This window comes from Nocardioides mangrovi, from assembly GCF_020073815.1.
GTDB lineage: Bacteria > Actinomycetota > Actinomycetes > Propionibacteriales > Nocardioidaceae > Nocardioides > Nocardioides mangrovi.
On record NZ_JAIQZJ010000016.1, the window covers coordinates 117,823 to 140,829 of the forward strand.

Sequence of the window (23,007 nt, forward strand, 5' to 3'; positions counted from 1 at the left end):
CCCCCACGCCCCACCCGACCCGCGACGGAGGCTCCTGAACCGATGACGGCACTCCCCTGGACCAGAGGGCACTCGACGAGACGGCACCACCGAGCAGCGATCGGCTTCCTCGCGCCGTTCCTCGTCGCCTTCGCGCTGTTCTACGTCCTGCCGATCGGCTACGCCGTCTACCAGTCCTTCCTCAAGATCGAGCGCGAGGGCACGTTCGGCCGGGCGCACGACGTCTGGGGCGGCCTGAGCCAGTACGCCGAGGTCGTGCACGACTCGGACTTCTGGGACAGCCTGGTCAACGTCGGGCAGTTCTTCCTGGTCTCGGTGCCGCTGCAGCTCGTGCTGGCGCTGGTGTTCGCGCTGCTGCTCGACTCCCCCGTCCTCCGGGCGCACCGCTTCTTCCGGCTCGCGCTCTTCGCGCCGTACGCCGTCCCCGGCGTCATCGCCGCACTCATGTGGGGCTTCCTCTACTCGCCGGGCACCACCCCGATCCCGGGGATCGCCGACCGGTTCGACCTGCTCGGCCCGGACCTGGTGATGGTCGCCATCGCGAGCGTCGTCAACTGGGTCTACACGGGCTACAACATGCTGATCATCTACTCGGCGCTCACCGCGATCCCGGCCGAGGTGATCGAGGCCGCGACCGTCGACGGCGCGGGGCAGGTGCGGATCGCGTGGTCGATCAAGATCCCGCACGTCACCCCGGCCCTGGTGCTCACCGGCGTCTTCTCGATCATCGGCACCCTGCAGCTCTTCAACGAGCCGCAGATCTTCCGCACGATCTCGAGCGCCGTCAGCAGCACGTACACCCCGAACATGGTCGTGTACGCGACGTCGAGCATTCCCAACTACCACCTGGCCGCGGCCTACTCGGTGGTGCTGGCGCTCATCACCTGCGCGCTCTCGTTCGTCTTCCTCAAGGCCACCCAGCGGAGGGCGTTCCAGTGAGCACCCTCCAGAGGACCCGCCTGCGCGACCGGCCGATCCCGGTCATCGCCACCACGCTCTTCATGGTCGTGTGCACGGCGTACTTCCTGCTGCCGCTGTGGTGGATGGTGGTCGCCTCGAGCACCACCCGCGGCGGCCTGACCGACACCAGCCTGTGGTTCCACGGCCAGTTCGAGCTGTGGACCAACATCAGGAACGTCGTCACCTACCAGGACCACGTCTACGTCCGGTGGGTGGTCAACAGCGCGTTCTACGCGACCGTCGGCGCGCTGGTCGGCACCCTCTTCGCCAGCATGGCCGGCTACGCCCTCGCCAAGTACGTCTTCCCCGGCCGCGAGGCGGTCTTCAACGTCATCCTCGCCGGCGTGCTCGTCCCGGCCACCGCCCTCGCGCTGCCGCTCTTCCTGATGTTCAGCAAGGTCGACCTCACCGACTCGGTCTGGTCGATCCTGCTGCCGAGCATCGTGTCGCCGTTCGGTGTCTACCTCTCCCGCATCTACGCCGCCGCCGCCGTGCCCGACGAGCTGCTCGAGGCCGCCCGGATGGACGGCGCCGGTGAGTTCCGGGCGTTCTTCACCATCTCGCTGCGGCTGATGGGCCCGGCCCTGGTGACGATCTTCCTCTTCCAGTTCGTCACCATCTGGAACAACTACCTGCTCCCGCTGGTGATGCTGCAGAACACCAAGCTCTACCCGGTCACCCTCGGGCTCGCGACGTGGAACAGCCAGAAGGCGATCGCCGGCAACCTCCAGCTCTACGTCGTGGTCGGCGCGCTCCTCTCGATCATCCCGCTGATGATCGCCTTCCTCGCCCTCCAGCGCTTCTGGCAGAGCGGCCTCAGCGAGGGTGGCGTGAAGTCCTAGAGCCGACCCTCCCCGCGACCTCCACCCACCCGATCCTCGACACCGGGAGCTCCCTCATGTCCTCCTCCCCCGATCTGCCTGCCCTCGTGGCTCGCCTCACCCTCGAGCAGAAGGTGCGGCTGCTGACCGGCGCCGACTTCTGGGCGCTCTACGACGAGTCCGCCGTCGGGCTGCGCCGGATGGTCACCTCCGACGGACCGGCGGGCGTGCGCGGCGAGCTCTGGGACGAGCGCGACCCCTCCACCAACATCCCCAGCCCCACGGCGATCGCGGCCAGCTGGGACGCCGAGCTCGTCGAGACCGTCGGCCGGCTCCTGGCCCACGAGGCCCGCCGCAAGGGCGTCGACGTCGTCCTCGCGCCGACCGTCAACCTGCACCGGTCGCCGTACGGCGGCCGCCACTTCGAGTGCCTCTCGGAGGACCCGGTCCTCACCGGCGACCTCGGCCTCGCCCTGGTCCGCGGCCTGCAGTCGCAGGGCGTCGGAGCGACCGTGAAGCACTTCGTGGCCAACGACTCCGAGACCGACCGTCTCACCGTCGACGCGCGGGTCGACGAGCGCACGCTCCGCGAGCTCTACCTCGCCCCCTTCGAGCGGATCGTCCGCGACGGCGGGGTCTGGGCGGTGATGGCGGCGTACAACACGGTCAACGGCACCACGATGACCGAGAGCCCGATGCTGCGGGACGTGCTCCACGACGAGTGGGGCTTCGACGGCGTGACGATGACGGACTGGTACGCCGGGCGCTCGACCGTTCCGGCCGCGCTCGGCGGCCTGGACCTGATCATGCCCGGCCCGACCGGCCCCTGGCGGGACGCATTGGTCGAGGCGGTCCGCGACGGTCGGGTCGACGAGGCGCTGGTCGACGACAAGGTGGTCCGCCTGCTGCGGCTGGCCTCCCGCGTCGGCGCCCTCGCGGACGGTCCGGCCGCACTGCCGGTCGAGCCGTGGACCGACGAGGAGAGCGACGCGCTCGTCCAACGCGCCGCCGCGGCCGGCTTCGTGCTGGTCCGCAACGAGCCGGTCGGCCCCGACCCGGCTCCCGTGCTGCCGCTGCGACCCGACGTACGCCGGGTCGCGGTGATCGGGCCGAACGCCCGCGAGGCCCGGTTCCTCGGTGGCGGCAGCGCCCTGGTCTTCCCGCCGGCGACGGTGTCGCCGCTGGCGGGCCTCCTGGCTGCGCTCGGGCCGGACGTCGAGGTGACCTACTGCCTCGGTGCCCGCGGCCACGAGCGCGTCTCGGCTGCGGATCCCGCGCTCCTGACACTCCTCGACGGGGAGCGCGGGATCCGCGTCGAGTTCCGGGGCGCCGGGGGTGCCGTGCTCGGCGTCGACCACCGGCTGGGCTCGGCGTTCAACTGGAACAACGCCTTCGAGGGCGTCGACCCGGCGCTCATCACCGAGATCGCGCTGGACACCGTCGTCACCGCCGACCAGACCGGTGACTACCGGATCGGCGCCTCGGGAGTCGGCCGGTTCCGGCTGCGCCTGGACGACAAGCCGGCCTTCGACGAGCTCCTCGAGCTGCCGCCCGGCGCCGACCCGGTGGAGGGCCTGATGCGGCCGCCGCAGGAGTGGTCGACGGTCCGCCTCGAGGCCGGCCAGTCGGTCCGGGTGTCGCTGGTCCACGTCGTCAAGGAGCACACCCCCGACGAGGACCTGCTGGTCTCGCTGCAGCTCGCCGTGGACTGCACGGTCGAGGACGACGACGCCTCGCTCGCCCACGCCGTCGCCGACGCCGCGGCCGCCGACGTGGCCATCGTGGTCGTCGGCACCAGCGAGGAGGTCGAGAGCGAGGGGTTCGACCGCACCGGCCTGGCGCTCCCGGGACGCCAGGACGAGCTGGTGCGGCGGGTGGCGGCCGCCCGCCCCGAGACCGTCGTGGTCGTCAACGCCGGGGCACCGGTGCTGCTGCCGTGGCGCGACGAGGTGGCCGCCACCCTGCTCGCGTGGTTCCCCGGGCAGGAGTTCGGCGGTGCGCTGGCCGACGTCCTCACCGGCCGCGTCGAGCCCGGCGGCCGGCTGCCGACCACCTGGCCGGCCGTGGAGGGTCGCTCGCTCCCGTCGACGACGCCCGTCGACGGCGCTCTCGCCTACGACGAGGGGATCCACGTCGGCTACCGGCGCTTCCTGCACGACCAGGTCGAGCCGGCGTACTGGTTCGGCCACGGGCTGGGCTACACGACCTGGTCCTACGATGCGGTCGCCGCCCGCGACGACGGCATCGCCGTCACGGTGACCAACACCGGCGAGCGGGCCGGTCGCCACCTCGTCCAGGCCTACCTGGCTCGGCCGGACAGCCGGGTGGACCGGCCGACGCGGTGGCTGGCGGCGTACGCCTGGGTGTCGGCGGAGCCGGGCCAGACCGTCGGCGTCGACCTCGAGCTGCCGGCACGGGCCTTCGAGCACTGGGACGTCACGACGGCGGGCTGGGTGCGCGAGCCGGGGGTCTTCACCGTCGAGATCGGGCCGTCCGCCGGCGAGGTCGCGCTGCGCGCCGGGCTCGGCTGACCCGACCGGTCACCACCACTCGCTGTCGAGCTTGCCCTCCATCGCCCGCAGGTGGGTGCGCGAGCACTCGTCGCAGTAGAGGCGCTGGCGACCACGCTCGACCGCGGTGGTCCACGTCAGCGTCTTCGCCTCGTCGGTCTCCTGCCGGCCACAGAAGTCGCAGGTCTGCACGGGGCCAATCTAACCCCGGCGGGAACGCCGAGAGCCGGCCCCGACGACCTACGTCGGGACCGGCTCTCGGTCTCAGTTGGAATGCTGTCACCCGCGATCAGGTGAGGTCTTCTGCTGTCCTACAGCACCCGGGCGAGGGCGAGCCGCGCCTGCAGGGCTGCCTGCTCCGCCTTGCGGCTGAGCCGGCGGGCACGGGCCAGCTGGTAGCCCTGCCGGAGCTGCTGCGCCTCTCCCAGGCGCTCGGACATTTGAGCGCGGGCCAGATTTTCGTGCATGAGATTCATGTCGGTGCGTCCGTTCGGGTTCGTGTTCACGGTGATGGTCATGGGAGTCGGATCGACTTTCTTCGGTTCGGTGGTGCGCTAGCTCGACCGGGAGGTCACAGCGTCCGGGCGATGGCGAGGCGGGCCTGCTGGGCGAGCTGCTCGGCACGGCGGCCGGTGCGGAGCGCGCGGGTCAGCTGGCGACCCGGACGGCACTGCTGTGCCTCCTCGAGCCGGGCGGCGACCTGGGTGCGAGCCAGGTTCTCGTGGATGTGCGTCATGGCGATTCCTTTGACGTCGTTCTCGAAAAGAGGTGGTGGTGCGAGATGGTGCGGGGACGCTGACCGGTGGGACTAGGCAGCGACTTCGTTCTTGCGGGGCCGGCCGCGTGGCCGCTTGCGCGGGATCACCACGCCCTGGAGGAAGAGCTGGCCTCCCCAGACGCCCCAGGGCTCCCGGCGCTCGAGCGCACCGTCGAGGCAGAGGGCCTGGACCGGGCAGTCCGAGCAGAGGCTCTTGGCGTGCTCCACGTCGGCGGGCGACTCGGCGAACCACAGCTCCGGGTTGTTGACCCGGCAGGGCAGCAGCTCGTCGTCGACCTGACCGGCCTGGTCGTGCAGCTGACCGAGGCTGACGGCCTCCGGCGCACTTCCATCGGTGCGGACGAGTTCACTGATGGTCATGTTTCACCTCCTTCTTGTGACCTGATCGCGGTGGGTGGTGCGGTTCATCGGTCCGGGAAGACTTTGTGTCCGAGAAACACAAAGGCCGCGGATCCCGGTTCGGGTTCCGCGGCCTGGAGGCTGCCGGTGGCTGTTGGTTCTCAACAGCTTGGCGGTCTCCAGGCGGTGGTACCCGGGAAGTAGGACTGGACGAGGCCCAGGTGTCCATCGATGCCGGAACCGACGATCGCCTTGCGCTCGCGCACGAGCGTGGCAGTGGCCGGGGCGGCAGCGGACACAGCGGTCCCCTGGACAGCGGCACGACGGGAAGCCGTGGTCACGCCGAAGGCGCAGCCGGTCGTGGGCATGCCGAAGTCGGACGGGGTCTCAGCCGTCATCCAGATCTGGTTGCTGTTCACGAGGGCCACCTCCTTCGGTGAGTTCATGCGCCGACCTTGCCAGGGCCGTGGTGCGCTGTTACGGGCGAATGCTGAGAAAACTATCGTCTCCGGTGAGTAATGGGCAAACGATTTACTGCCCATTTCTCAGAAAGTTTCTGCCACCCCGGGTCGCGGGGCCGGCGGGGCTCAGCTGACGACGCCGAGGACGTCCTCGCCGTAGCGCTCGAGCTTGGAGCGACCGATGCCGTTGATGCGCAGGAGCGCCTCCGGCGTGGTCGGCTTGTGCTCGGCGATCAGCTGGAGCGTGGCGTCGGTGAACACCACGAACGCCGGGACGCTCTCCTCGCTCGCGCGCTCCTTGCGCCACTCGCGCAGCCGCTCGAAGAGCTCCTCGTCGTACGACGCCGGGCAGTCGACGCAGCGGCCGCGCTTCTTCTCCGCGCCCGTCATCAGCGGACGGCCGCACTCACGGCAGCCCGCGATCTTGCGGTGGCGCGGCTGGTCGCGCTGGGCGCGTGCCTCGTCGGGCAGGAGCGGGTCGAGGAAGCGGGACGGCTTGCGCGACGCGCGGCCGCCGGGGTTGCGGGCGGCCGACCAGGACAGCGCGAGGTCGATGCGGGCGCGGGTCATGCCGACGTAGAGGAGCCGGCGCTCCTCCTCGATCGCGGCCGGGCTCTCGGCGTAGGTGATCGGGAGGGTGCCGTCCTGGAGGCCGCAGAGGAAGACGGAGTCCCACTCGAGGCCCTTGGCGGCGTGGAAGGTCGCGAGGGTGACGCCGTCGGCGGCCGGCGCGTGCTGCTCGGAGGCACGTCGGTCGAGGTCGTCGACGAAGGCGTTGAGGTCGGCGCCGTCCGTGGCGGCGAAGTCGGTCGCCTGGGCGACGAGCGCCTCCCACGACTCCCACCTGTCCCGGGTCTGGCCGCGGGTCGTCGGCATCTCGGCCGTCCAGCCCATCCCGGCCAGCACCCCGCGGACGACCTCGACCATCGGGGTCCCGTCGGCCTCTCCGGAGCGGGCCGCGCCGCGCAGGCGGGTGACGGCCTCGCGCACCTCGGGACGGTCGAAGAACCGGGCGGCGCCGCGCACGACGTACGGGAGGCCGCGGGCGGCGAGCGCCTCCTCGAACGTCTCGGACTGGGCGTTGATGCGGAAGAGGATCGCGACCTCGCCGAGCGAGCGCCCCGCGTCGCGCAGGCGGAGGACCTGGGCGGCGACCGCCTCGGCCTCCTCGACCTCGTCGGGGCGGGGTGTGTAGCTGACGGTCGGGCCGGAGGGGCGCTGGGCGCGCAGCTCGACGCCCTGGCTGATGGTGCCCGCGAGGAGCGTGTTGGCGGCGTCGACGACCTCGGGCGTGGAGCGGTAGTTGCGGACCAGGTCGATGGAGGTGGTGCCGGGGAACTTGGCCGGGAAGTCGCGCAGGTAGGTCGCGTCGGCGCCGGCGAAGGAGTAGATGGTCTGCGCCGGGTCGCCGACCACGCAGATCTCGTCCCGGCCGCCCAGCCACAGGTCGAGGAGGGCCGACTGGATGGGCGAGACGTCCTGGAACTCGTCGACGACGAACCATTTGTACTGCTGGCGGATCTGCGCGGCGACCCGTGGGTCCTCGTCGAGGAGTCCGGCGGTCAGCAGCAGGACGTCCTCCATGTCCATCCGGCCCTGGCCGCGCTTGACCTCCTCGTACGACGCGAAGACCCGCGCCACGGTCTCGTGGTCCTGCCCGGACACCGACCGCCCGCGACCCCGGGCGATCCGGGCGTAGTCGTCGGGGTGGACGTTGCTGACCTTGGCCCACTCGACCTCCGAGGCCAGGTCGCGCAGCAGCGCCTGGTCGGCCTGGAGCCGCTGCCGCCGGGCGGCGGAGGCGAGCAGGCCGATCTTGGACTCGGTGAGCGTCGGCAGCTCGGTGCCGTGCACGCGCGGCCAGAAGTAGCGCAGCTGGCGCAACGCGGCCGAGTGGAACGTGCGCGCCTGGACCCCGCCCGCGCCGAGGACCCGCAGGCGGCCCCTCATCTCACCGGCGGCGCGGGTGGTGAAGGTGACGGCCAGGACCTCGGTCGGGGCGTAGACGCCGGTGGCCACGCCGTGCGCGATCCGGTGGGTGATCGCCCGGGTCTTGCCGGTGCCGGCGCCGGCCAGCACCCGCACCGGACCCCGCAGCGCCTCCGCGACCCGGCGCTGCTCCGGGTCGAGCGCGGCGAGCAGGTCGGGACCGGGCATGCGGGGGAACAACTCCTGGGGTCGGATGGTTGGATCCGGTGGACGATCCACACCCTAGACGCCGGAGGCGACAGTCCGAGATGAGCGGTTCCTTCACCATGTACACCACCCCCTGGTGCGGCTACTGCCACCGGCTGAAGAGCCAGCTGGACCGTGAGGGCATCACCTACGACGTGGTCGACATCGAGCAGGACCCGGCCGCCGCCGAGGTCGTCGAGTCCGCCAACAACGGCAACCAGACGGTCCCGACGTTGGTGTACGCCGACGGCACCGCCCAGACCAACCCGTCGCTCATCCAGGTGAAGGCGAAGCTCGAGGAGCTCGCGACCGCCTGAGGCGTCCGTGGGCGGGTTTCCCCGGCTGCCCGGGGAGACCCGCCGACACGCGGATGCCGGCACGGCGAGTCGGCAGGTTTCGGCTGACCACCCCGGCCGGCGCGCCTCACCAGCTGCCGGGGAGCTCCCCGCCGTACCAGTGCTCGACCAGCGACCGGCTGATCGAGACGCCGCGCGGGAGCAGGAGCGTGCCGGCCTCGGCCAGCTCCTTCATCTCGGCGCGGGTGAACCAGCGCGCGTCCTCGAGCTCGTGGTCGTCGACGGTGATGTCGGTGGTGACCGCCCGGCCGATGAAGCCGAGCATCAGGCTCGCGGGCAGCGGCCAGGGCTGGTTGCCGAAGTACTCGACCTCGCCGACGACGACGCCGGACTCCTCCTGCACCTCGCGGCGTACGGCGTCCTCGAGCGTCTCGCCCGGCTCGCAGAAGCCGGCGAGCGTGGAGTAGCGGCCCTCGGGCCAGACCGCCTGCCGGCCCAGGAGGCAGCGCTCGTCGGCGGACCCGGGCTCGCCCGAGGTGACGACCATGATCACCGCCGGGTCGGTGCGGGGGAACTGCACGTGCCCGTTGACGCAGGCGAGCTCGTGGCCCGACGACCGCGGCTGCAGCGGCTCGCCGCAGCGCGGGCAGAAGCGCGTCACCCACAGCCACTCGGCCAGCCCGAGGGCGTGGAAGACCAGGGGCGCCCCGGCAAGCGCGTCGTCCGCGAGGAAGGGCAGCAGGCCGCGCAGCGGCGCCCACTCCCCCTGGTCGGCCCGCGCGACGTCGGCGTCGACGACGACCGCGAACCACGCGCGCCCGTCCTGCTCGCCCAGCAGCACGCGCAGGCCGTCGGGGGCCTCGGCCGGCGACACCCACGAGATGACGCCGTCGACCGGCTTGATCCGGGTGCCGGAGACGACCAGCACCCGGCTGCGCTCGTCGGCCCACCGCTCGGCCAGCCAGGCGTCGTCCGCACGGTGGGCGCCGGAGCGGTCGTGGGCGTTCGCGGACAAGCGCTCGTGCTGATACGTCACGCGGCCGAGGCTAGTCCCGCGGGCGAAAAGTCGTTGGACGGTTCACGCCACCATGGCACCCACCTCGCTGCGTTGGCATCGCTGGAGTTACGCCCGGTAGCCCGGCGCGACGCCGCCTTGCGATGCACGCACCCTGAAGACGCCAACCATCCAGATACTTTCCACCCGCGGGACTAGCTCTAGGGTCGACGGGGTGAGCACGCACATCGGCGCCCAGCCCGGCGACATCGCCCCACTCGTCCTCATGCCCGGCGACCCGCTGCGTGCGCGGTGGATCGCGGAGACGTTCCTCGAGGACGCCCGCTGCTACACCGAGGTGCGCGGGATGTACGGCTACACCGGCACCTGGCAGGGCCACCGCGTCTCGGTCCAGGGCTCCGGCATGGGCCAGCCGTCGCTGGCGATCTACGCCAACGAGCTCTTCCGCGAGTACGACGTGCAGTCGGTGATCCGGGTGGGGTCCTGCGGCGGCATGACGGAGAAGGTCGGCATCCGCGACCTCGTGATCGCCTCCGGCGCCTGCACCGACTCCTCGATGAACCGGATCACCTTCGAGGGCCTCGACTACGCCCCGGTCGCCGACTTCGGCCTGCTGTGCGCGGCGTACGACGCCGCGATCGCGCGCGCCGGGGACGAGGGGGTGCACGTCGGGCTGATCTACAGCAGCGACTCCTTCTACCCGACCCGTCCCGAGCTGACCGCCCGGATGGTCGAGCACGGCGCCCTCGCCGTCGAGATGGAGGCGAGCGCGCTCTACACGATCGCCGCCCGCCACGGCCGCCGCGCCCTCGCCGTCTGCACCGTGTCCGACCACCTCGTCACCGGCGAGGAGACCTCCGCCCTGGAGCGGCAGGAGACCTTCGGCGCGATGGTGGAGATCGCGCTCACAGCGGGCACCGCCCAGGACTAAGCACCCTCCTGCCGGCGTTGACCCGGCGTGGAGGTCTACGACGCGGTGGTCATCGGTGCCGGCCAGGCCGGGCTGTCGGCGGCGTACCACCTGAAGCGGCGCGGGATCAGCCACGTCGTGCTGGACGCGGACGACGCGCCCGGCGGCGCGTGGCAGCACCGGTGGGACTCGCTGACGATGCACGACGTGCACGGGATCGCGGCGCTGCCCGACTCCGACTCCCCCACCGATGCGGCGGGCCGCGCGAACGTCGTGGTGCCGGCGTACTTCGGCTCCTACGAGCGCGCCCACGACCTGGCGGTGCTGCGGCCGGTGCGGGTCGACCGCGTGGAGTCCGTGTTGCCCGAGGACGGGCAGAGCCTGCTCGTCGTGCACGCCGGCGACCGGAGCTGGACGACCCGCACGATCGTCAACGCGACCGGCACCTGGACGCAGCCCTACGTGCCGCACTACCCCGGCATCGGGACCTTCCGCGGCGAGCAGCTGCACACGGCGGGCTACCCCGGCCCGGACCACTTCCGTGGCCGGCGTGTGGTGGTCGTCGGCGGCGGCGCCTCCGCCGTCCAGCTGCTCGGCGAGATCGCACCGGTCGCCGCCGACACGCTCTGGGTGACCCGGCGCGCGCCGGTGTGGCGCACCGACGACTTCACGCCCGAGGCCGGACGTGCGGCCGTGGCGCTGGTCGAGGACCGGGTACGCCGGGGCCTGCCGCCCCGCAGCGTGGTCAGCGTCACCGGGCTCGCGCTGCGCGAGCAGGAGCGGGAGGCGGAGCGGCTGGGCGCCTACGAGCGCCACCCGATGTTCACCGTGATCGAGCCGGACGGCGTCCGGATGCCCGACGGCACCTCGTGGTCGGCGGACACGATCCTGTGGGCGACGGGCTTCCGCCCGGCGATCGCGCACCTCGCGCCGCTGCACCTGCGCTCCGAGCAGGGCGGCATCCAGCTCGACCACGCCGGGACCACCGCGGTCGCGGACCCGCGCGTGCAGCTGGTCGGCTACGGCCCCTCGGCCAGCACGATCGGCGCCAACCGGGCCGGGCGCGCCGCGGCGGCCGGCGTCGCCCGCCGGCTCGATCAGAGGAGCAGGGCCTCGAGCGCCTGACGGTCGGGCAGGTCGTCGGGCTCGACGAGGTCGCCGGTGCGCACGTAGTAGAAGGCGGCCCGAACGGACTCGGGGGGCAGGCCGTGCAGCTCGGCCCACGCCACCCGGTAGATCGCCAGCTGGAGCGGGTCCGCGCTGATCGACCGGTTGGTCTTCCAGTCGACGAGCAGGTGGGTGCCGTCGGGCTCGACGTAGACGGCGTCGATCCGGCCGCGCACGACCTGGTCGCGGAGGACCAGCGCGAAGGACGGCTCGATCGCGGCCGGCACCCGGTCGCCGAAGGGGCCGTCCTCGAAGCGCTTCACCAGCTCGCGGAGGTCGGCGTCGTCGTCGACCTCGGCGTCACCGCGGCCCGGCAGGTCGTCGGGGTCGAGCAGCAGCTGCTGGCCGAAGCGCGCCTCGACCCAGGCGTGGAAGCGGGTGCCGAAGCGGGCGGCCGACGACGGCGGTCGCGGCATCGGTCGGGCCAGGTCGCGCGCGAACTCCTCCGGGTCGTCACGCAACCGCGCGAGCGACGTCGCGGACAGGCTGGACGGCAGGGGTACGGCGACGTCGGGCGCGTGGTCGCGGGTCGCCTCCTCGAGCAGCCGGACGATCTCGTCGTCCCACTGCTGGATCCGGTCGAGCAGCAGCATGTCCTCGACGGCGTCCGGCACGGTCGGGTCGGCGTCACGCACCCAGGTCGCGGCCTCCCGCCGGCGGTCCACCTCGGGCGTGTGGTGGGAGATCGGCCACGGCAGGTCGGGCGAGGCCTCGGCGAAGGGGTGGGGCTCGCCCTTCGCGACCGGCTCGCGCCACTCGTCGGGCTCGCCGCCCCAGGCGGCCATCGCCTCCCGGGTCCGGACGAGGTAGGACGAGGGGCCGAGCCCGCCCTTGCGCGAGGCCGTCCACCGCCAGCCCGACACGAACATCTGGTGCCGGGCGCGGGTCCAGGCGACGTACCCGAGCCGCAGCTCCTCCATGGCCTCGTGCTCCTTGGCGGCCTTGGCCCGCGCGGCGATGTCGTCGGGGGTGTGGCCGCCGAGCTGCGGGAGGTCGCGGGCGTCGCCGCGCAGCGCCGCCGGCATCACGAACGGCACGGTCAGCCAGCTCGACCGGCCTCGGTTGGTCGGGAACTTCTGGTCGGTCACGCCGACCAGGAAGACCGCGTCCCACTCCAGGCCCTTGGCGCGGTGGACGGTCAGCAGCTTGACCGAGTCGGCCTCCGACGGCGTCGCGACGTCGAGCCCCTGCCCGAACTCGTCCTCGGCCTCCAGCCAGGCCAGCAGCGCGGCGAGCGTGACCTGGCCGTCGACGGCCTGGAACTCCGCGACCGCCTGGACGAAGAGGTCGAGGTTCTCGCGGCGCGCGGCCGCGGCCGGGCTGACCGAGGAGGCGAGCTCGACGTCGATGCCGGTCGTGTCGACGATCCGGCGGACCAGGTCGAGGATCGGCTCGCCGATCGCGGTGCGCAGCCTCCGGAGCTCGTCGGCCAGCAGCCGGAAGCGCGCGAGGGCGTCGGCGGAGTAGTCGGCCTCGCCCGGGTCCTCGAGGGCGTCGCACAGCGACGGGATCTCGGTCGGGTCCGCGCCCTCCACGGCGGCACGCAGCTGCGCCTCGATGTCGGAGTACGTCGCCCCGCCGCCGGTCGCGCCGGCGAGCTCGCGGGCGCGCCGGCCCAGGAGCGCGAGGTCGCGCGGTCCGATCGCCCAGCGCGGTCCGGCCAGCAGGGTCAGCAGCGCGGCGTTGGCGGTGACGTCCTGGACGAGGGTGAGGGTAGCGACGACCTCGGCCACCTCGGGCAGCCGGAGCAGGCCCTTGAGGCCGACGATCTCCACCGGGACCTCCCGGTCGCTCAGCGCGTCGAAGACCGCAGCGGCCGTCGCGTTGTCGCGGGTGAGGACGCCGATCTCCTTCCACGCCGGCTTGTCCTCGCGGGCCGCGATCGCGGCGTGGGTCTCGATCACCCGCTCGGCCAGCCAGGCGAGCTCATCGACGTCCGTCTCGTGGACGATCGCCCGCACCTCACCCGGGGCGGCACCGGGCTTGGGCTCGAGCGGCAGCAGGTCGGGACGCTCGGCGTAGAGCGGGGCGGCGAGGTGGTTGGCGGTCGCGAGGATCCGCTCGTCCGAGCGCCGGTTGACGGTGAGCGGGTAGGTCGTGGCGCTGCCGTCGGCGGCCGGGAAGTCGGCGGCGAACTCGAGGATGTTGGAGACCGACGCCCCACGCCAGCCGTAGATCGCCTGGTTGGGGTCGCCGACAGCGGTCACCGGGTGGCCGCCGCCGAAGAGCCGCGAGAGCATCAGCGCCTGCGCGACCGAGGTGTCCTGGTACTCGTCGAGGAGCACGATGCGGAACTTCTCCCGCTCGGCCTCGCCGACCTCGGGGCACTCCTGGGCGAGCCGGGCCGCGAGCGCGATCTGGTCGGAGAAGTCCATCAGCCCGAGGTGTGCCTTGAGGCCGCGGTAGGACTCGACCAGGCCGAGCAGCTCGGCGCGCCGGTCGATCGCGAGGATCGCCTTCTCGTTGCGCTCGCGGTAGGTCTTGCGGTGCTCGGTGGCCATCCCCTCCTCGAAGCGCGGCCGCTCGGCGGCGTCGTACGTCCGCACGTGCTCGGGCTGCACGAGGTGCTCGCTCATCTCGGCGTCGAGGGAGAGGAGGTACTGGACGACGTGGCTCGGTGAGTCGCTGAGCTTCTGCACCGGCGCGGAGTAGCGCTGCACGGCGCGGGCCGCGAGCTGGTAGCGGCTGGCGTCGGCGATCAGGCGGGTGTCGGGCTCGTGGCCGATCCGCAGTCCGTGCTCGGTCAGCAGCGCCGAGGCGTAGGAGTGGTAGGTCGCGACCGTCGGCTCCTCGATCTCCTCCTCGTCCTCGTCGAGGGGCCGGCTGCGGTCGGGCAGCAGCCCGGCCTGGCGCAGGCTCTCGCGGATCCGCTGCTGCAGCTCCGCGGTCGCCTTGGTGGTGAAGGTCAGGCCGAGCACCTGGTCGGGCCGGACCCGGCCGGTGGCGACCAGCCAGACCACGCGGGCGGCCATCACGGTGGTCTTGCCGGAGCCGGCGCCGGCGATCACGACCGCGGGCTCGAGCGGGGCGGTGATCGCGGCGAACTGCTGGTCGCTGAAGGTGAAGTCGGCGCCGAGCACCTCGCGCAGCTGCTCCGGGGTGTCGATGGTCCTCACGACAGCACCGTCCCGGACGACTTGGCCGGGCAGACCGCCCAGAAGGTGCAGCGGTCGCAGTGGGTGCCGGGCCGCGCGACGAACTCCTCGTCGCGCAGCGCCGCCGCCGCCTGGGACAGCTGGAGCTCGACCAGCCGCGGCCCGTCGCCGGAGACGGGTGCCTGGTGCTGGACCTTCGGCAGCTCGTCGCCGAGCCGCAGCTGCACCAACTCCGCGCCTCCGGACGTGACGGGTCGGCCGACCAGCTCGTCGGCGGCGCCGCTGTCGACGGCGAGCTGGTAGAGGCCGAGCTGGGAGTGGCGCTCGACCTCGGGGCCGGTGGGGGCGTACTTGCCGGTCTTGAGGTCGACCACGACCACGTGGCCGTCCTCGTCGAGCTCGAGGCGGTCGGCGTAGCCGTGCAGCCGGACCACCTGGCCGTCGGGCAGGGTGACCTGGGCCTGGAGCCGGGGCTCGGTGTCGATGACGGTGCGCGCGCCGGGCCGGCGGTGCCAGAGCAGGAAGCGCAGCAGGGCGGCCTCGACCGCCTCGCGCTCCCGGGCCGACGACCACGGGGTGCGGAACTCCATGCGGCCCCAGACCTCGTCGACCAGGGCCATCAGCTCCGGCATCGGGTCGCCGGAGGCGAGCTCGCCGGACGCGACCCGCTCCGCGATCGCGTGCACGACCTTGCCGAAGCCCTGACTGGCCGAGCTGACCACCTCTCCCCCGGCCTCGCGCTGGAGGAACCACTGCGCGGGACAGGTGAGCAGGCCCTCCAGCGTGCTCGCCGAGATGGTGAGCGGGGCGTCGTCGGGCCGGACCGGTCGCTCGGACCGGGTCGGGGCGCGCAGCCCCCACCAGCTCGCCGGGTCGGCCGCCGGGGCGAGTGGGCGGCCGTGCAGGTCGGTGTCGGCCAGCATCCGGAGCCGGCGGGCCGCGGCCCGGCGCAGCGGCTCGGGCTGGTCGGGGTCGGCGAGGGTACGGCGGAGCTCGGCCACCAGGCCGGCCATCGACAGCGGTCGGTGCGGCCGGCCGACCCGGTGCTCGGCGTCGCGGCCGAGCTCGGAGAGGAACCGCGAGGGCTGCTCGCCCTCGTCGTCGGGCGAGCGGACGGCGGTGACGACGAGGCGCTGCCGGGCCCGCGTGGCGGCGACGTAGAAGAGCCGGCGCTCCTCGGCGAGCATGGCGCCCCGGGTGAGCGGCGGCAGCAGCCCGTCGGCGCCGATGCGGTCGGCGCCGAGCAGCGAGTCGCGGCGGCGCAGGTCGGGCCAGGCACCCTCCTGCACGTGGGCGACGACGACCAGCCGCCACTCCAGGCCCTTGGACCGGTGGGCAGTGAGCAGCCGGACGGCGTCGCCGCGCACGCCGCGGTCAGCGAGCGTGTCGGCCGGGATCTCCTGTGCCCGCAGGGTGCCGAGGAAGGCGCCGATGCTGGTGTGGCCGCGCTGCTCCTCGGTGCGCGCGGCGATCTCGAAGAGGGCACAGATCGCGTCGAGGTCGCGGTGGGCCAGTCGCGCGCCGGGGCCACCGGACTGGGTGGCCTGGCGCAGCCGCCGCGGCCAGTCCGAGGCGTCCCAGAGCGTCCAGAGCACCTCCTCGGCGGTGGCCCCGTCCGCGGCCTCGCGGCGGGCCCGGGCGACCAGGTCCGCGAGCCGGCGGGCACGACGGGCGGGCTCGCCCTCGACTCCGTCCAGCGCGGCCGGGTCGAGCACGGCACGCCGGACCAGCGCACGCGGCGCGGCCTCGGGCTCGCGGGCCCGGAGGGCGCGGGTGAGGGCGCGCACGTCGGTGGCGTCGAGCCCGCCGAGCGGGGAGGTCAGCAGCGCCTCCGCGCGATCGGCGCCCACGAAGTCGGAGGCCGCCGGGTCCTGGACCTCGGCATCGACGACGACCGCGAGCGCGCCGAGGAGCGGCAGCACGGCCGGCTCGCGGACCAGGGGCGTCTCGTCGCTGGCGACCTCGACGGGGACGCCGGCGGCGGTCAGCGAGCGGCGCAGCGCGGGGATGCTGGACCGGCCCGACCGCACCAGCACCGCCATGTCCGACCAGCGCACGCCGTCCTCGAGGTGGGCGCGGCGGAGGAGGTCGGCGACGTGCTCGGTCTCGGCGCGGGCGGTGTCGAAGGTGAGCACCTCGACCGACCCGGGTCCGAGCTCGTGGGCCGCCGCCTGGGGGTTGCGGAAGGAGTCCCATGCCTGGTGCGGGATCGCGCCGCTGATGCCGATCGACGCGGCGACCGTGCGGGACGCGCGCAGCAGCCGGGACCCGAAGCGCCGGGTCGTGCCGAGCGCGACCACCGTCGCCGGCTCGCCCTCGGCGGTGCGGAACTGGTCGGGGAAGTCGAGGATGCCGCGCACGTCGGCGCCCCGGAAGCCGTAGATCGACTGGTCGGGGTCGCCGACCACGGTGAGGTTGCGGCCGTCGCCGGCCAGGGCTCGCAGCAGCGCCACCTGGCTCGGGTCGGTGTCTTGGTACTCGTCCACGAAGACGTGGGTGAACTGGGCGCGCAGCTCCGCCTGGTGCCGCTGCGCCTCGATGACGCCGCGCGCGATCAGGTCGGGGTAGTCGATCGCGGCCTGGGAGCCCAGGACGTCGAGGTACTGGTCGAGGAAGAGGCCCGCGGCGACCAGCTCGGGAACGTGCTCGGCCCGGCCCAGCGCGACCAGGTCGTCGGGGTCGAGGCCGCGCTCGCGGGCGCGGGAGAGCACGGCGTGCACCTCGCGGGCGAAGCCGCGGGTGCCGACGGCCGCGCGGAGGGCGTCGGGCCAGCGCACCGACTCCGGGTGGTCGGTCAGCAGCTCCTGGAGCACGACGTCCTGCTCGGGCGCGGAGAGCAGTCGCAGCGGCGCGGCGTACAGCTCGGCGGGCGCGTAGCGCCGGACCAGGCCGTAGGCGAAGGAGTGGAAGGTCGAGCTCAGCGAGGTCGACATGGTGCGGCCGAGGCGTGCCGTGACCCGGTCGCGGAGCTGCTCGGCGGCCTTGCGGGAGAAGGTGAGGGCGAGCACCTCGTCGGGCCGCGCACCGCGGGTCTCGACCCGGTCCACGATCGCCTCGACCAGGGTCGTGGTCTTGCCGGTGCCCGGACCGGCGAGCACGAGCAGCGGTCCGCCCGGGTGGTCGACGACGCGGCGCTGGTGGTCGTCGAGCTCGGGCACCGTGACCGACGACGCGCCCCGCACCAGGCGGAAGGTCGTCGGGCTCGCCGTCATGTGGCTATTCGACCACCCGGCGCCGACAGGGCCCGACAATGGACCCCGTGAGTCAGCGGACTGTGGCGATCCTCGCCTTCGACGACATGGAGGTGCTCGACTTCGCCGGGCCCTACGAGGTGTTCAACGTGGCCGGGGAGCTGGGTGACGGCGCGCCGTTCTCGGTCTTCTCGGTCGGCGTGACCGGTGATCCGGCGGTCGGCCGGGGCGGCTTCACCGTGCTGCCGACGTACTCCCTCGACGACGCCCCGATCCCCGACCTCGTCGTGGTGCCGGGTGGCTTCGGCACCCGGGCGCTGCTGAAGGACGAGCGGGTGCTGACGTGGCTCCAGGACCGCGCCGCGGAGGTCGAGCTGCTGCTGTCGGTGTGCACCGGGTCGCTCGTGCTCGCGGCCGCCGGGCTGCTCGAGCGGGTGTCGGCCACGACCCACCACGACGCGTACGACGAGCTGGCGCGGCTCTCGCCGACGACCAAGGTGGTGCGCGGGCAACGCTTCGTGCGCAGCAGCGACACGATCCTCACCTCGGCCGGGGTGTCGGCCGGCGTCGACCTCGCCCTGCACGTCGTCCAGCTGCTGGCCGGCCAGGAGACGAAGGACCGCACCGTCACCGAGATGGAGTGGATGTGGCAGTCCTGACGTGCGCGAGCGTGCCTGACGTGCGCGAGCGCGAGCATGTCGCTCAATCCTGACGGTCCGACTTGGCACGTCTCGCCGTAGGTCCTGTCGGTCGCGCTCGATAGCGTGCCGGCATGGGTGAAGGACCGCTCTCCGACCTGCTCGTGCTCGACCTGACCCGCGCGCTCGCGGGGCCGCACGCCGCGATGATGCTCGGTGACATGGGCGCGCGCGTGATCAAGGTGGAGTCCCCCGCGGGTGACGACTCCCGCGGCTGGGGCCCGCCCTTCCTCGGCGACGGCGAGGACCGCGAGTCGACGTACTTCATGTCGGCCAACCGCAACAAGGAGTCGCTGGTCCTCGACCTCAAGACCGAGGCCGACCGCGACGTGCTCGCGCGGCTGGTCGAGCAGGCGGATGTGCTGATGGAGAACTTCCGGGTCGGCGTGCTCGACCGCCTCGGCTTCTCCGTCGAGCGGCTGCACGAGCTCAACCCGCGCCTGATCGTCCTGTCGATCACCGGCTTCGGCCACGACGGACCGGAGGCGTCGCGGTCGGGCTACGACCAGATCGCGCAGGGCGAGGGCGGGCTGATGTCGATCACCGGCACCGAGCAGCCGACCAAGGTCGGGGTGCCGATCGCGGACCTGATCGCCGGGATGTACGGCGCCTACGGCGTGCTCGCCGCGCTCCACGAGCGGTCGACGACCGGCCGCGGCCGTGTCGTCCGCACCTCCCTGCTCGCGGGCATGGTGGGAGTGCACGCCTACCAGGGCACCCGCTGGACCATCGCCGGTGAGGTGCCGGGGCTGGCCGGCGACCACCATCCGTCGATCGCGCCGTACGGCATGTTCGCGACCGGCTCCGCGCCGATCCAGATCGCGTGCGGCTCCGATAACCTCTGGCGCCTGCTCTGCGGCGCCTTCGGCTGGGACCCGGCCGAGGCGGACTTCGCGAGCAACGCGCTGCGAGTGGCCAACCGGGCCGCGCTGACCGCGCGGATGGAGGCAACCTTCGCCGCCGAGCCGGCCGAGCACTGGCTCGCGCTCCTGGCCGACGCCGGGGTGCCGTCGGGCAAGGTGCGCTCGATGGACGACGTCTACACGTGGGACCAGGTGCGCTCGCAGGGGCTGCTGCTCGACGTCGAGCACGCGACCAAGGGGTCGCTGCAGCTCCCCGGCTCACCGATCCGCTTCGACGACCAGCCCTTCTCCGGCGGCCGCTCCGAGCACCTCGCGCCGCCGACCCTCGGGCAGCACGACGCATCGATCCGCGACTGGCTGGACACCCTGGACGCATGACCCGCGACTGGCACGCCTGGTACCGCGCCTACGACGACCCCGACTCCGGTCTGTCCCGACGCCTCGCGACGGTCCGGGGCGCGCTGCAGGGCGTGCTCGACGCGGCGAGCGGCCCGGTGCGGCTGGTCTCCGTCTGCGCCGGCGACGGGCGCGACACGCTGCCCGTCCTCGACGCCTCCGACGTCGAGGTGACCGGGGTGCTCGTCGAGCTCGATCCCGAGCTGTCCGCCCGAGCCCGCGCCGTGGCACCGGGTGGGATCGAGGTGCGCACGGCCGACGCCGGCACGACCGCGTCGTACGCCGACGCCTGCCCGGCCGACGTGTTCCTCGCCTGCGGGGTCTTCGGCAACGTCGTCGACGACGACATCGCCCGCACCGTCGCCGCGCTGCCCTCGCTGCTCACCTCCGGCGCCCACGTGATCTGGACGCGGGGCAGCCGGGTGTCGGAGGACCCCACGGCGTACGACGGCGACCCGGCCGAGCTGGTGCGCGGCTTCTTCGCCGACGCCGGCTTCGAGGCGGTCACGCTGATCGCCGACGACGACGCCGGCTTCCGGGTCGGCGTGCACCGCTGGCCCGGCCCGACGGGCGTGCCGGGGCCGGGCGAGCGGCTCTTCGACTTCGTCTAGCGCGATCTAGAAGGGGTACGGCGCGACGTCGGGTCGCATGGTGAGCCACTGGATCTCGGTGAAGGCGTCGAGGTTGGCCGCGGCGCCGCCGATCCGGGAGCCGTTGCCGGAGGCCTTGAAGCCGCCGAAGGGTGCCTGGGCCTCGTCGGAGACCGTCTGCTCGTTGATGTGGATCTTGCCGGAGGTGACCAGGTCGGCCAGGCGCATCGCCTCGCCGACCTCGCCGAGGATGCCGACGGAGAGGGCGTAGTCGGTGCCGTCGACGAGGGCGGCTGCCTCCTCGAGCGTCTCGTACCTCACGACCGGGGCGACCGGGCCGAAGATCTCCTCGGTCCAGGCGGGGTTGTCGAGCGCGACGTCCGCGAGCACGGTCGGCTGGTAGTAGGGGCCGTCGTTGGTGCCGCCGGCGAGCAGCCGGGCGCCGTGCTGGACGGCGTCCTGGACGATGCCGTCGACGCGCTTGAGCTGCTTCTCGTCGATGATCGGGCCCAGGGCGACCGTGCCGGACTTCGGGTCGCCGACCGGCAGGTGCTGCGCCTTCTCGGCGAGGGCGGCGACGTACTCCTCGTAGAGCGAGGCGTGCACGATGTGGCGGCCCGAGGTCATGCAGATCTGGCCCTGGTGCATGAACGCGCCGAACGCGCCGGCGCTCGCGGCCTTGGCGACGTCCGTGCCGGGCAGCACGACGAGGGCGTTGTTGCCGCCGAGCTCGAGGTGGGCGCGCTTGAGCAGCCGCGACGCGGTCTCGCCGACCTTGCGGCCGGCGGCGGTGGAGCCGGTGAAGGCGATGACGCTCACCTCAGGCGCCTCGACCACGGCCGCGCCGATCTCGCCCCCTCCGGGGAGCAGGGAGAGCAGCCCGGCGGGCAGGCCGGCCTCCTCGAAGACGCGGGCCAGGACGACGCCGCCGCAGACCGCCGTGCGCGGGTCCGGCTTGAGGAGCACGGCGTTGCCCACCGCGAGGGCCGGCGCGACGGCGCGGATGCTGAGGATGAGGGGGAAGTTGAAGGGCGCGATCACGCTGACCACGCCGACCGGGCGGCGCCGGGCGAAGGACCAGCGGTCCTCGTTGGTGGCGAGCACGTCGCCGGCGGGGTGGGTCGGCAGCGCGGCGGCCTCGAAGCACTCGCCCGCGGCGATGTGGGTCTCGAGCCCGGCCTTCGGCGGGATGCCGCCGGACTCGCGGACGATCCAGCCCTGGATCTCCTCGGCGTGCTCCTCGAAGAGCTCGCCGGCCTTGCGGAGCACCGCCGCGCGCTCCTCGGGCTTCCTCGCGGCCCACTCCCGCTGGGCCTCCGCGGCCCGGGTCGCGGCCCGGCGTACGTCGTCGGCGCTGGCCACGCCGTACGTGCCGAGGACCTCGCCGGTCGCCGGCTCGATGCTCGGCGCGGTGCCCCCGCCCCCGTCGACCCACCCGTCGAGGAGGATCTTGCCGGTCCAGGTCTGCGCGTCGAGGAGCGTCATGCGCCGAGTCTGGCGCGGGGGTCAAGCGGTCGCGCGTCGCGGGTTTCGCTGGGCGGAATGCGGCGACTGGCCAGGGAGTCCTGACGCCTGACAGCCGTTGCAACGGCTGTCAGGCGCAGGGATACCCGGTCGACCGGGTATCCCTGCAGACGGCGCCTCAGCCCAGGTCGACGATCGCGGCGACCGGGCCGCCGCCGTCGGGGCCCTGATGGGCGGCGGAGACCGAGACGAAGACGGCCGGGTCGCCGGTGACGGCGGCGGTGACGCCGCCGACGGCGGACTTGATCTGGCGGTGCCAGTGGACGTCGGAGTCGTCCAGCATCGCGTTGCGCCGACCGCGGACGACGCCGTCCTGGGACACCTCGCACTTGAGGAAGACGTTGACCAGGCGGCCGTCGAGGTCCGAGGTGTGCGGGCGCTCGGGGAGGTCGAGGCCGGCGTCCTTGATGGCGGCCCAGATGCCGTCGGCGTCGAGGGCGTCCTCCATCACCGAGTGGCCGATCCGGTAGCGACCGCCGACACCGGGCGCGTTGCCGACCACGACCACCTGGGCCTGGTCGAGCTCGACGCCCGAGGAGCAGGACGCGACCGAGCTGTAGAGCGAGCGGTCGTGCATGACGTCCTCGTCGGTCGGCATCTCGATCTCGCCGAGGGCGACGGCGATGCCGAGTGCGGTGCAGCCGTTGGAGAGGTCCATCGACTCGTGGGTGTGCTCGGTCCACACGGTCTTGCCGCGGGACTTGGCGTCGCGGATGGTGTGCACCGTCAGCAGCGGGGTCTTGGTCTGCACGTAGTGGACGTCGGCCGGGTCGGTGATGCCGGCCCGCTCCATCGCGACCTTCACCGCGTCGGCGACCTTGGTGATCATCGCGGTGCGGCCGATGTCCTCGGGCAGGAGCTGCTCGCTCATCGCGAAGCCGACGGTCAGCCGCGGCTCGTCGGTCGGCTCGGCGTCGATGGTCGCGAAGATCGTGGCGTGGGGACTGATCACGCCGTCGGTGCCGCCGGACCACACGATCGGGACCTGCTTGACCGCGTCGGCGTCCGCGCCCTTCTCGACCAGCACCTCGCGGAAGGCGCGGTCGGCGATGATCCGGGTGTAGTCGTTGACGCCACCGTTGCCCTCGGTCTTGCCGATGATCGCGATGACGCGCGAGGCCTCCATGACCCCGTCGTCGATGAGCTTCGCGAGCTCGCTGGCGTCGGCGACGGAGTGGATCGGGACCTTGCGGACTTCGATGGCGCTGGGCATGGCTC

Annotated in this window: 20 protein-coding genes; 9 read left to right on the forward strand and 11 right to left on the reverse strand. The window is 73.0% G+C overall.

Translation table 11 applies throughout. The features are described from left to right. The first annotated feature begins 42 nt into the window (after positions 1–42). The 3 genes from K8U61_RS21115 (at position 43) to K8U61_RS21125 (ending at position 4,312) form a co-directional block, all read left to right on the forward strand. A complete protein-coding gene (locus K8U61_RS21115; protein ID WP_224125040.1) occupies positions 43–939 on the forward strand; it encodes a carbohydrate ABC transporter permease in 897 nt (298 codons plus the stop codon). Further along, positions 936–1,802: a carbohydrate ABC transporter permease gene (locus tag K8U61_RS21120; protein ID WP_224125041.1), complete on the forward strand. Its 867-nt coding sequence runs from the start codon at positions 936–938 to the stop codon at positions 1,800–1,802. The genes K8U61_RS21115 and K8U61_RS21120 overlap by 4 nt, the downstream gene beginning before the upstream one ends. 86 nt (positions 1,803–1,888) lie before the next feature. Continuing rightward, the gene (locus K8U61_RS21125) at positions 1,889–4,312 is read left to right on the forward strand and encodes a beta-glucosidase family protein (RefSeq protein ID WP_224125042.1); all 2,424 of its coding nucleotides are present in this window, start codon (positions 1,889–1,891) and stop codon (positions 4,310–4,312) included. Between the two features lie 9 nt (positions 4,313–4,321). On the opposite strand, the gene K8U61_RS21130 is transcribed toward K8U61_RS21125, so the two are convergent. The 6 genes from K8U61_RS21130 to K8U61_RS21155 all read right to left on the reverse strand — a co-directional run bounded on the left by K8U61_RS21130 (position 4,322) and on the right by K8U61_RS21155 (position 8,026). Further along, the gene (locus K8U61_RS21130) at positions 4,322–4,483 is read right to left on the reverse strand and encodes a hypothetical protein (protein ID WP_224125043.1); all 162 of its coding nucleotides are present in this window, start codon (positions 4,481–4,483) and stop codon (positions 4,322–4,324) included. A 119-nt stretch (positions 4,484–4,602) separates the two neighbouring features. After that, positions 4,603–4,809, reverse strand: coding sequence for a putative WhiB-interacting protein (locus tag K8U61_RS21135; RefSeq protein WP_224125044.1), 207 nt, complete (start codon positions 4,807–4,809; stop codon positions 4,603–4,605). Between the two features lie 53 nt (positions 4,810–4,862). Next, complete coding sequence (locus tag K8U61_RS21140) at positions 4,863–5,027, reverse strand: putative WhiB-interacting protein (RefSeq protein WP_224125045.1); 165 nt, start codon at positions 5,025–5,027, stop codon at positions 4,863–4,865. A gap of 72 nt (positions 5,028–5,099) precedes the next feature. After that, the gene (locus K8U61_RS21145) at positions 5,100–5,429 is read right to left on the reverse strand and encodes a WhiB family transcriptional regulator (protein ID WP_224125046.1); all 330 of its coding nucleotides are present in this window, start codon (positions 5,427–5,429) and stop codon (positions 5,100–5,102) included. Positions 5,430–5,569: 140 nt separating this feature from the next. After that, positions 5,570–5,854: a hypothetical protein gene (locus K8U61_RS21150; RefSeq protein WP_224125047.1), complete on the reverse strand. Its 285-nt coding sequence runs from the start codon at positions 5,852–5,854 to the stop codon at positions 5,570–5,572. Positions 5,855–5,995: 141 nt separating this feature from the next. Then, entirely contained in the window at positions 5,996–8,026 is a 2,031-nt protein-coding gene (locus K8U61_RS21155; RefSeq protein WP_224125048.1) for an ATP-dependent DNA helicase UvrD2, read from the reverse strand. Between the two features lie 80 nt (positions 8,027–8,106). On the opposite strand from K8U61_RS21155, the gene K8U61_RS21160 reads away from it, so the two are divergent. Then, entirely contained in the window at positions 8,107–8,361 is a 255-nt protein-coding gene (locus K8U61_RS21160; protein ID WP_224125049.1) for a mycoredoxin, read from the forward strand. Between the two features lie 106 nt (positions 8,362–8,467). Here the strand turns inward: K8U61_RS21160 and nudC are convergent, their stop codons facing one another. Continuing rightward, positions 8,468–9,376 (reverse strand): NAD(+) diphosphatase, encoded by a 909-nt coding sequence (gene nudC, locus K8U61_RS21165; RefSeq protein ID WP_224125050.1) that lies wholly within the window; start codon positions 9,374–9,376, stop codon positions 8,468–8,470. A 193-nt stretch (positions 9,377–9,569) separates the two neighbouring features. On the opposite strand from nudC, the gene deoD reads away from it, so the two are divergent. After that, on the forward strand, positions 9,570–10,286 hold the full coding sequence (deoD, locus tag K8U61_RS21170; RefSeq protein WP_224125051.1) for a purine-nucleoside phosphorylase: 717 nt from the start codon (positions 9,570–9,572) through the stop codon (positions 10,284–10,286). Between the two features lie 27 nt (positions 10,287–10,313). Next, entirely contained in the window at positions 10,314–11,390 is a 1,077-nt protein-coding gene (locus K8U61_RS21175; RefSeq protein WP_224125052.1) for an FAD-dependent oxidoreductase, read from the forward strand. Here K8U61_RS21175 and K8U61_RS21180 read toward each other — a convergent pair. Together K8U61_RS21180 and K8U61_RS21185 are read right to left on the reverse strand one after the other, a co-directional pair. Continuing rightward, complete coding sequence (locus K8U61_RS21180; protein WP_224125053.1) at positions 11,363–14,548, reverse strand: ATP-dependent helicase; 3,186 nt, start codon at positions 14,546–14,548, stop codon at positions 11,363–11,365. The two genes, K8U61_RS21175 and K8U61_RS21180, sit on opposite strands and share 28 nt — an antisense overlap. Beyond that, positions 14,545–17,739: an ATP-dependent helicase gene (locus K8U61_RS21185; protein WP_224125054.1), complete on the reverse strand. Its 3,195-nt coding sequence runs from the start codon at positions 17,737–17,739 to the stop codon at positions 14,545–14,547. The genes K8U61_RS21180 and K8U61_RS21185 overlap by 4 nt, the downstream gene beginning before the upstream one ends. A 47-nt stretch (positions 17,740–17,786) precedes the next feature. Between K8U61_RS21185 and K8U61_RS21190 the strand changes: the two genes are divergently transcribed. From K8U61_RS21190 to K8U61_RS21200, 3 genes are all read left to right on the forward strand, one after another. After that, the gene (locus K8U61_RS21190; protein WP_224125055.1) at positions 17,787–18,377 is read left to right on the forward strand and encodes a DJ-1/PfpI family protein; all 591 of its coding nucleotides are present in this window, start codon (positions 17,787–17,789) and stop codon (positions 18,375–18,377) included. Between the two features lie 113 nt (positions 18,378–18,490). Further along, positions 18,491–19,657, forward strand: coding sequence for a CaiB/BaiF CoA transferase family protein (locus K8U61_RS21195; protein WP_224125056.1), 1,167 nt, complete (start codon positions 18,491–18,493; stop codon positions 19,655–19,657). Then, on the forward strand, positions 19,654–20,286 hold the full coding sequence (locus K8U61_RS21200; protein WP_224125057.1) for a class I SAM-dependent methyltransferase: 633 nt from the start codon (positions 19,654–19,656) through the stop codon (positions 20,284–20,286). The genes K8U61_RS21195 and K8U61_RS21200 overlap by 4 nt, the downstream gene beginning before the upstream one ends. 6 nt (positions 20,287–20,292) lie before the next feature. On the opposite strand, the gene K8U61_RS21205 is transcribed toward K8U61_RS21200, so the two are convergent. Both K8U61_RS21205 and bar read right to left on the reverse strand, forming a co-directional pair. Then, positions 20,293–21,750: an aldehyde dehydrogenase family protein gene (locus tag K8U61_RS21205; RefSeq protein ID WP_224125058.1), complete on the reverse strand. Its 1,458-nt coding sequence runs from the start codon at positions 21,748–21,750 to the stop codon at positions 20,293–20,295. Positions 21,751–21,907: 157 nt separating this feature from the next. Continuing rightward, positions 21,908–23,002, reverse strand: a complete 1,095-nt coding sequence (gene bar / locus K8U61_RS21210) for a barbiturase (protein ID WP_224125059.1) — start codon at positions 23,000–23,002, stop codon at positions 21,908–21,910. Positions 23,003–23,007: the final 5 nt, after the last annotated feature.

Bases quoted from the DNA above. Each gene is read 5' to 3' on its own strand.
- K8U61_RS21115 (WP_224125040.1), top strand. From the start codon at position 43: ATGACGGCACTCCCCTGGACCAGAGGGCACTCGACGAGACGGCACCAC.
- K8U61_RS21135 (WP_224125044.1), bottom strand. From the start codon at position 4,809: ATGACCATCACCGTGAACACGAACCCGAACGGACGCACCGACATGAAT.
- K8U61_RS21140 (WP_224125045.1), bottom strand. From the start codon at position 5,027: ATGACGCACATCCACGAGAACCTGGCTCGCACCCAGGTCGCCGCCCGG.
- K8U61_RS21145 (WP_224125046.1), bottom strand. From the start codon at position 5,429: ATGACCATCAGTGAACTCGTCCGCACCGATGGAAGTGCGCCGGAGGCC.
- K8U61_RS21150 (WP_224125047.1), bottom strand. From the start codon at position 5,854: ATGAACTCACCGAAGGAGGTGGCCCTCGTGAACAGCAACCAGATCTGG.
- K8U61_RS21155 (WP_224125048.1), bottom strand. From the start codon at position 8,026: ATGCCCGGTCCCGACCTGCTCGCCGCGCTCGACCCGGAGCAGCGCCGG.
- K8U61_RS21160 (WP_224125049.1), top strand. From the start codon at position 8,107: ATGAGCGGTTCCTTCACCATGTACACCACCCCCTGGTGCGGCTACTGC.
- K8U61_RS21185 (WP_224125054.1), bottom strand. From the start codon at position 17,739: ATGACGGCGAGCCCGACGACCTTCCGCCTGGTGCGGGGCGCGTCGTCG.
- K8U61_RS21195 (WP_224125056.1), top strand. From the start codon at position 18,491: ATGGGTGAAGGACCGCTCTCCGACCTGCTCGTGCTCGACCTGACCCGC.
- K8U61_RS21200 (WP_224125057.1), top strand. From the start codon at position 19,654: ATGACCCGCGACTGGCACGCCTGGTACCGCGCCTACGACGACCCCGAC.
- K8U61_RS21205 (WP_224125058.1), bottom strand. From the start codon at position 21,750: ATGACGCTCCTCGACGCGCAGACCTGGACCGGCAAGATCCTCCTCGAC.
- bar (WP_224125059.1), bottom strand. From the start codon at position 23,002: ATGCCCAGCGCCATCGAAGTCCGCAAGGTCCCGATCCACTCCGTCGCC.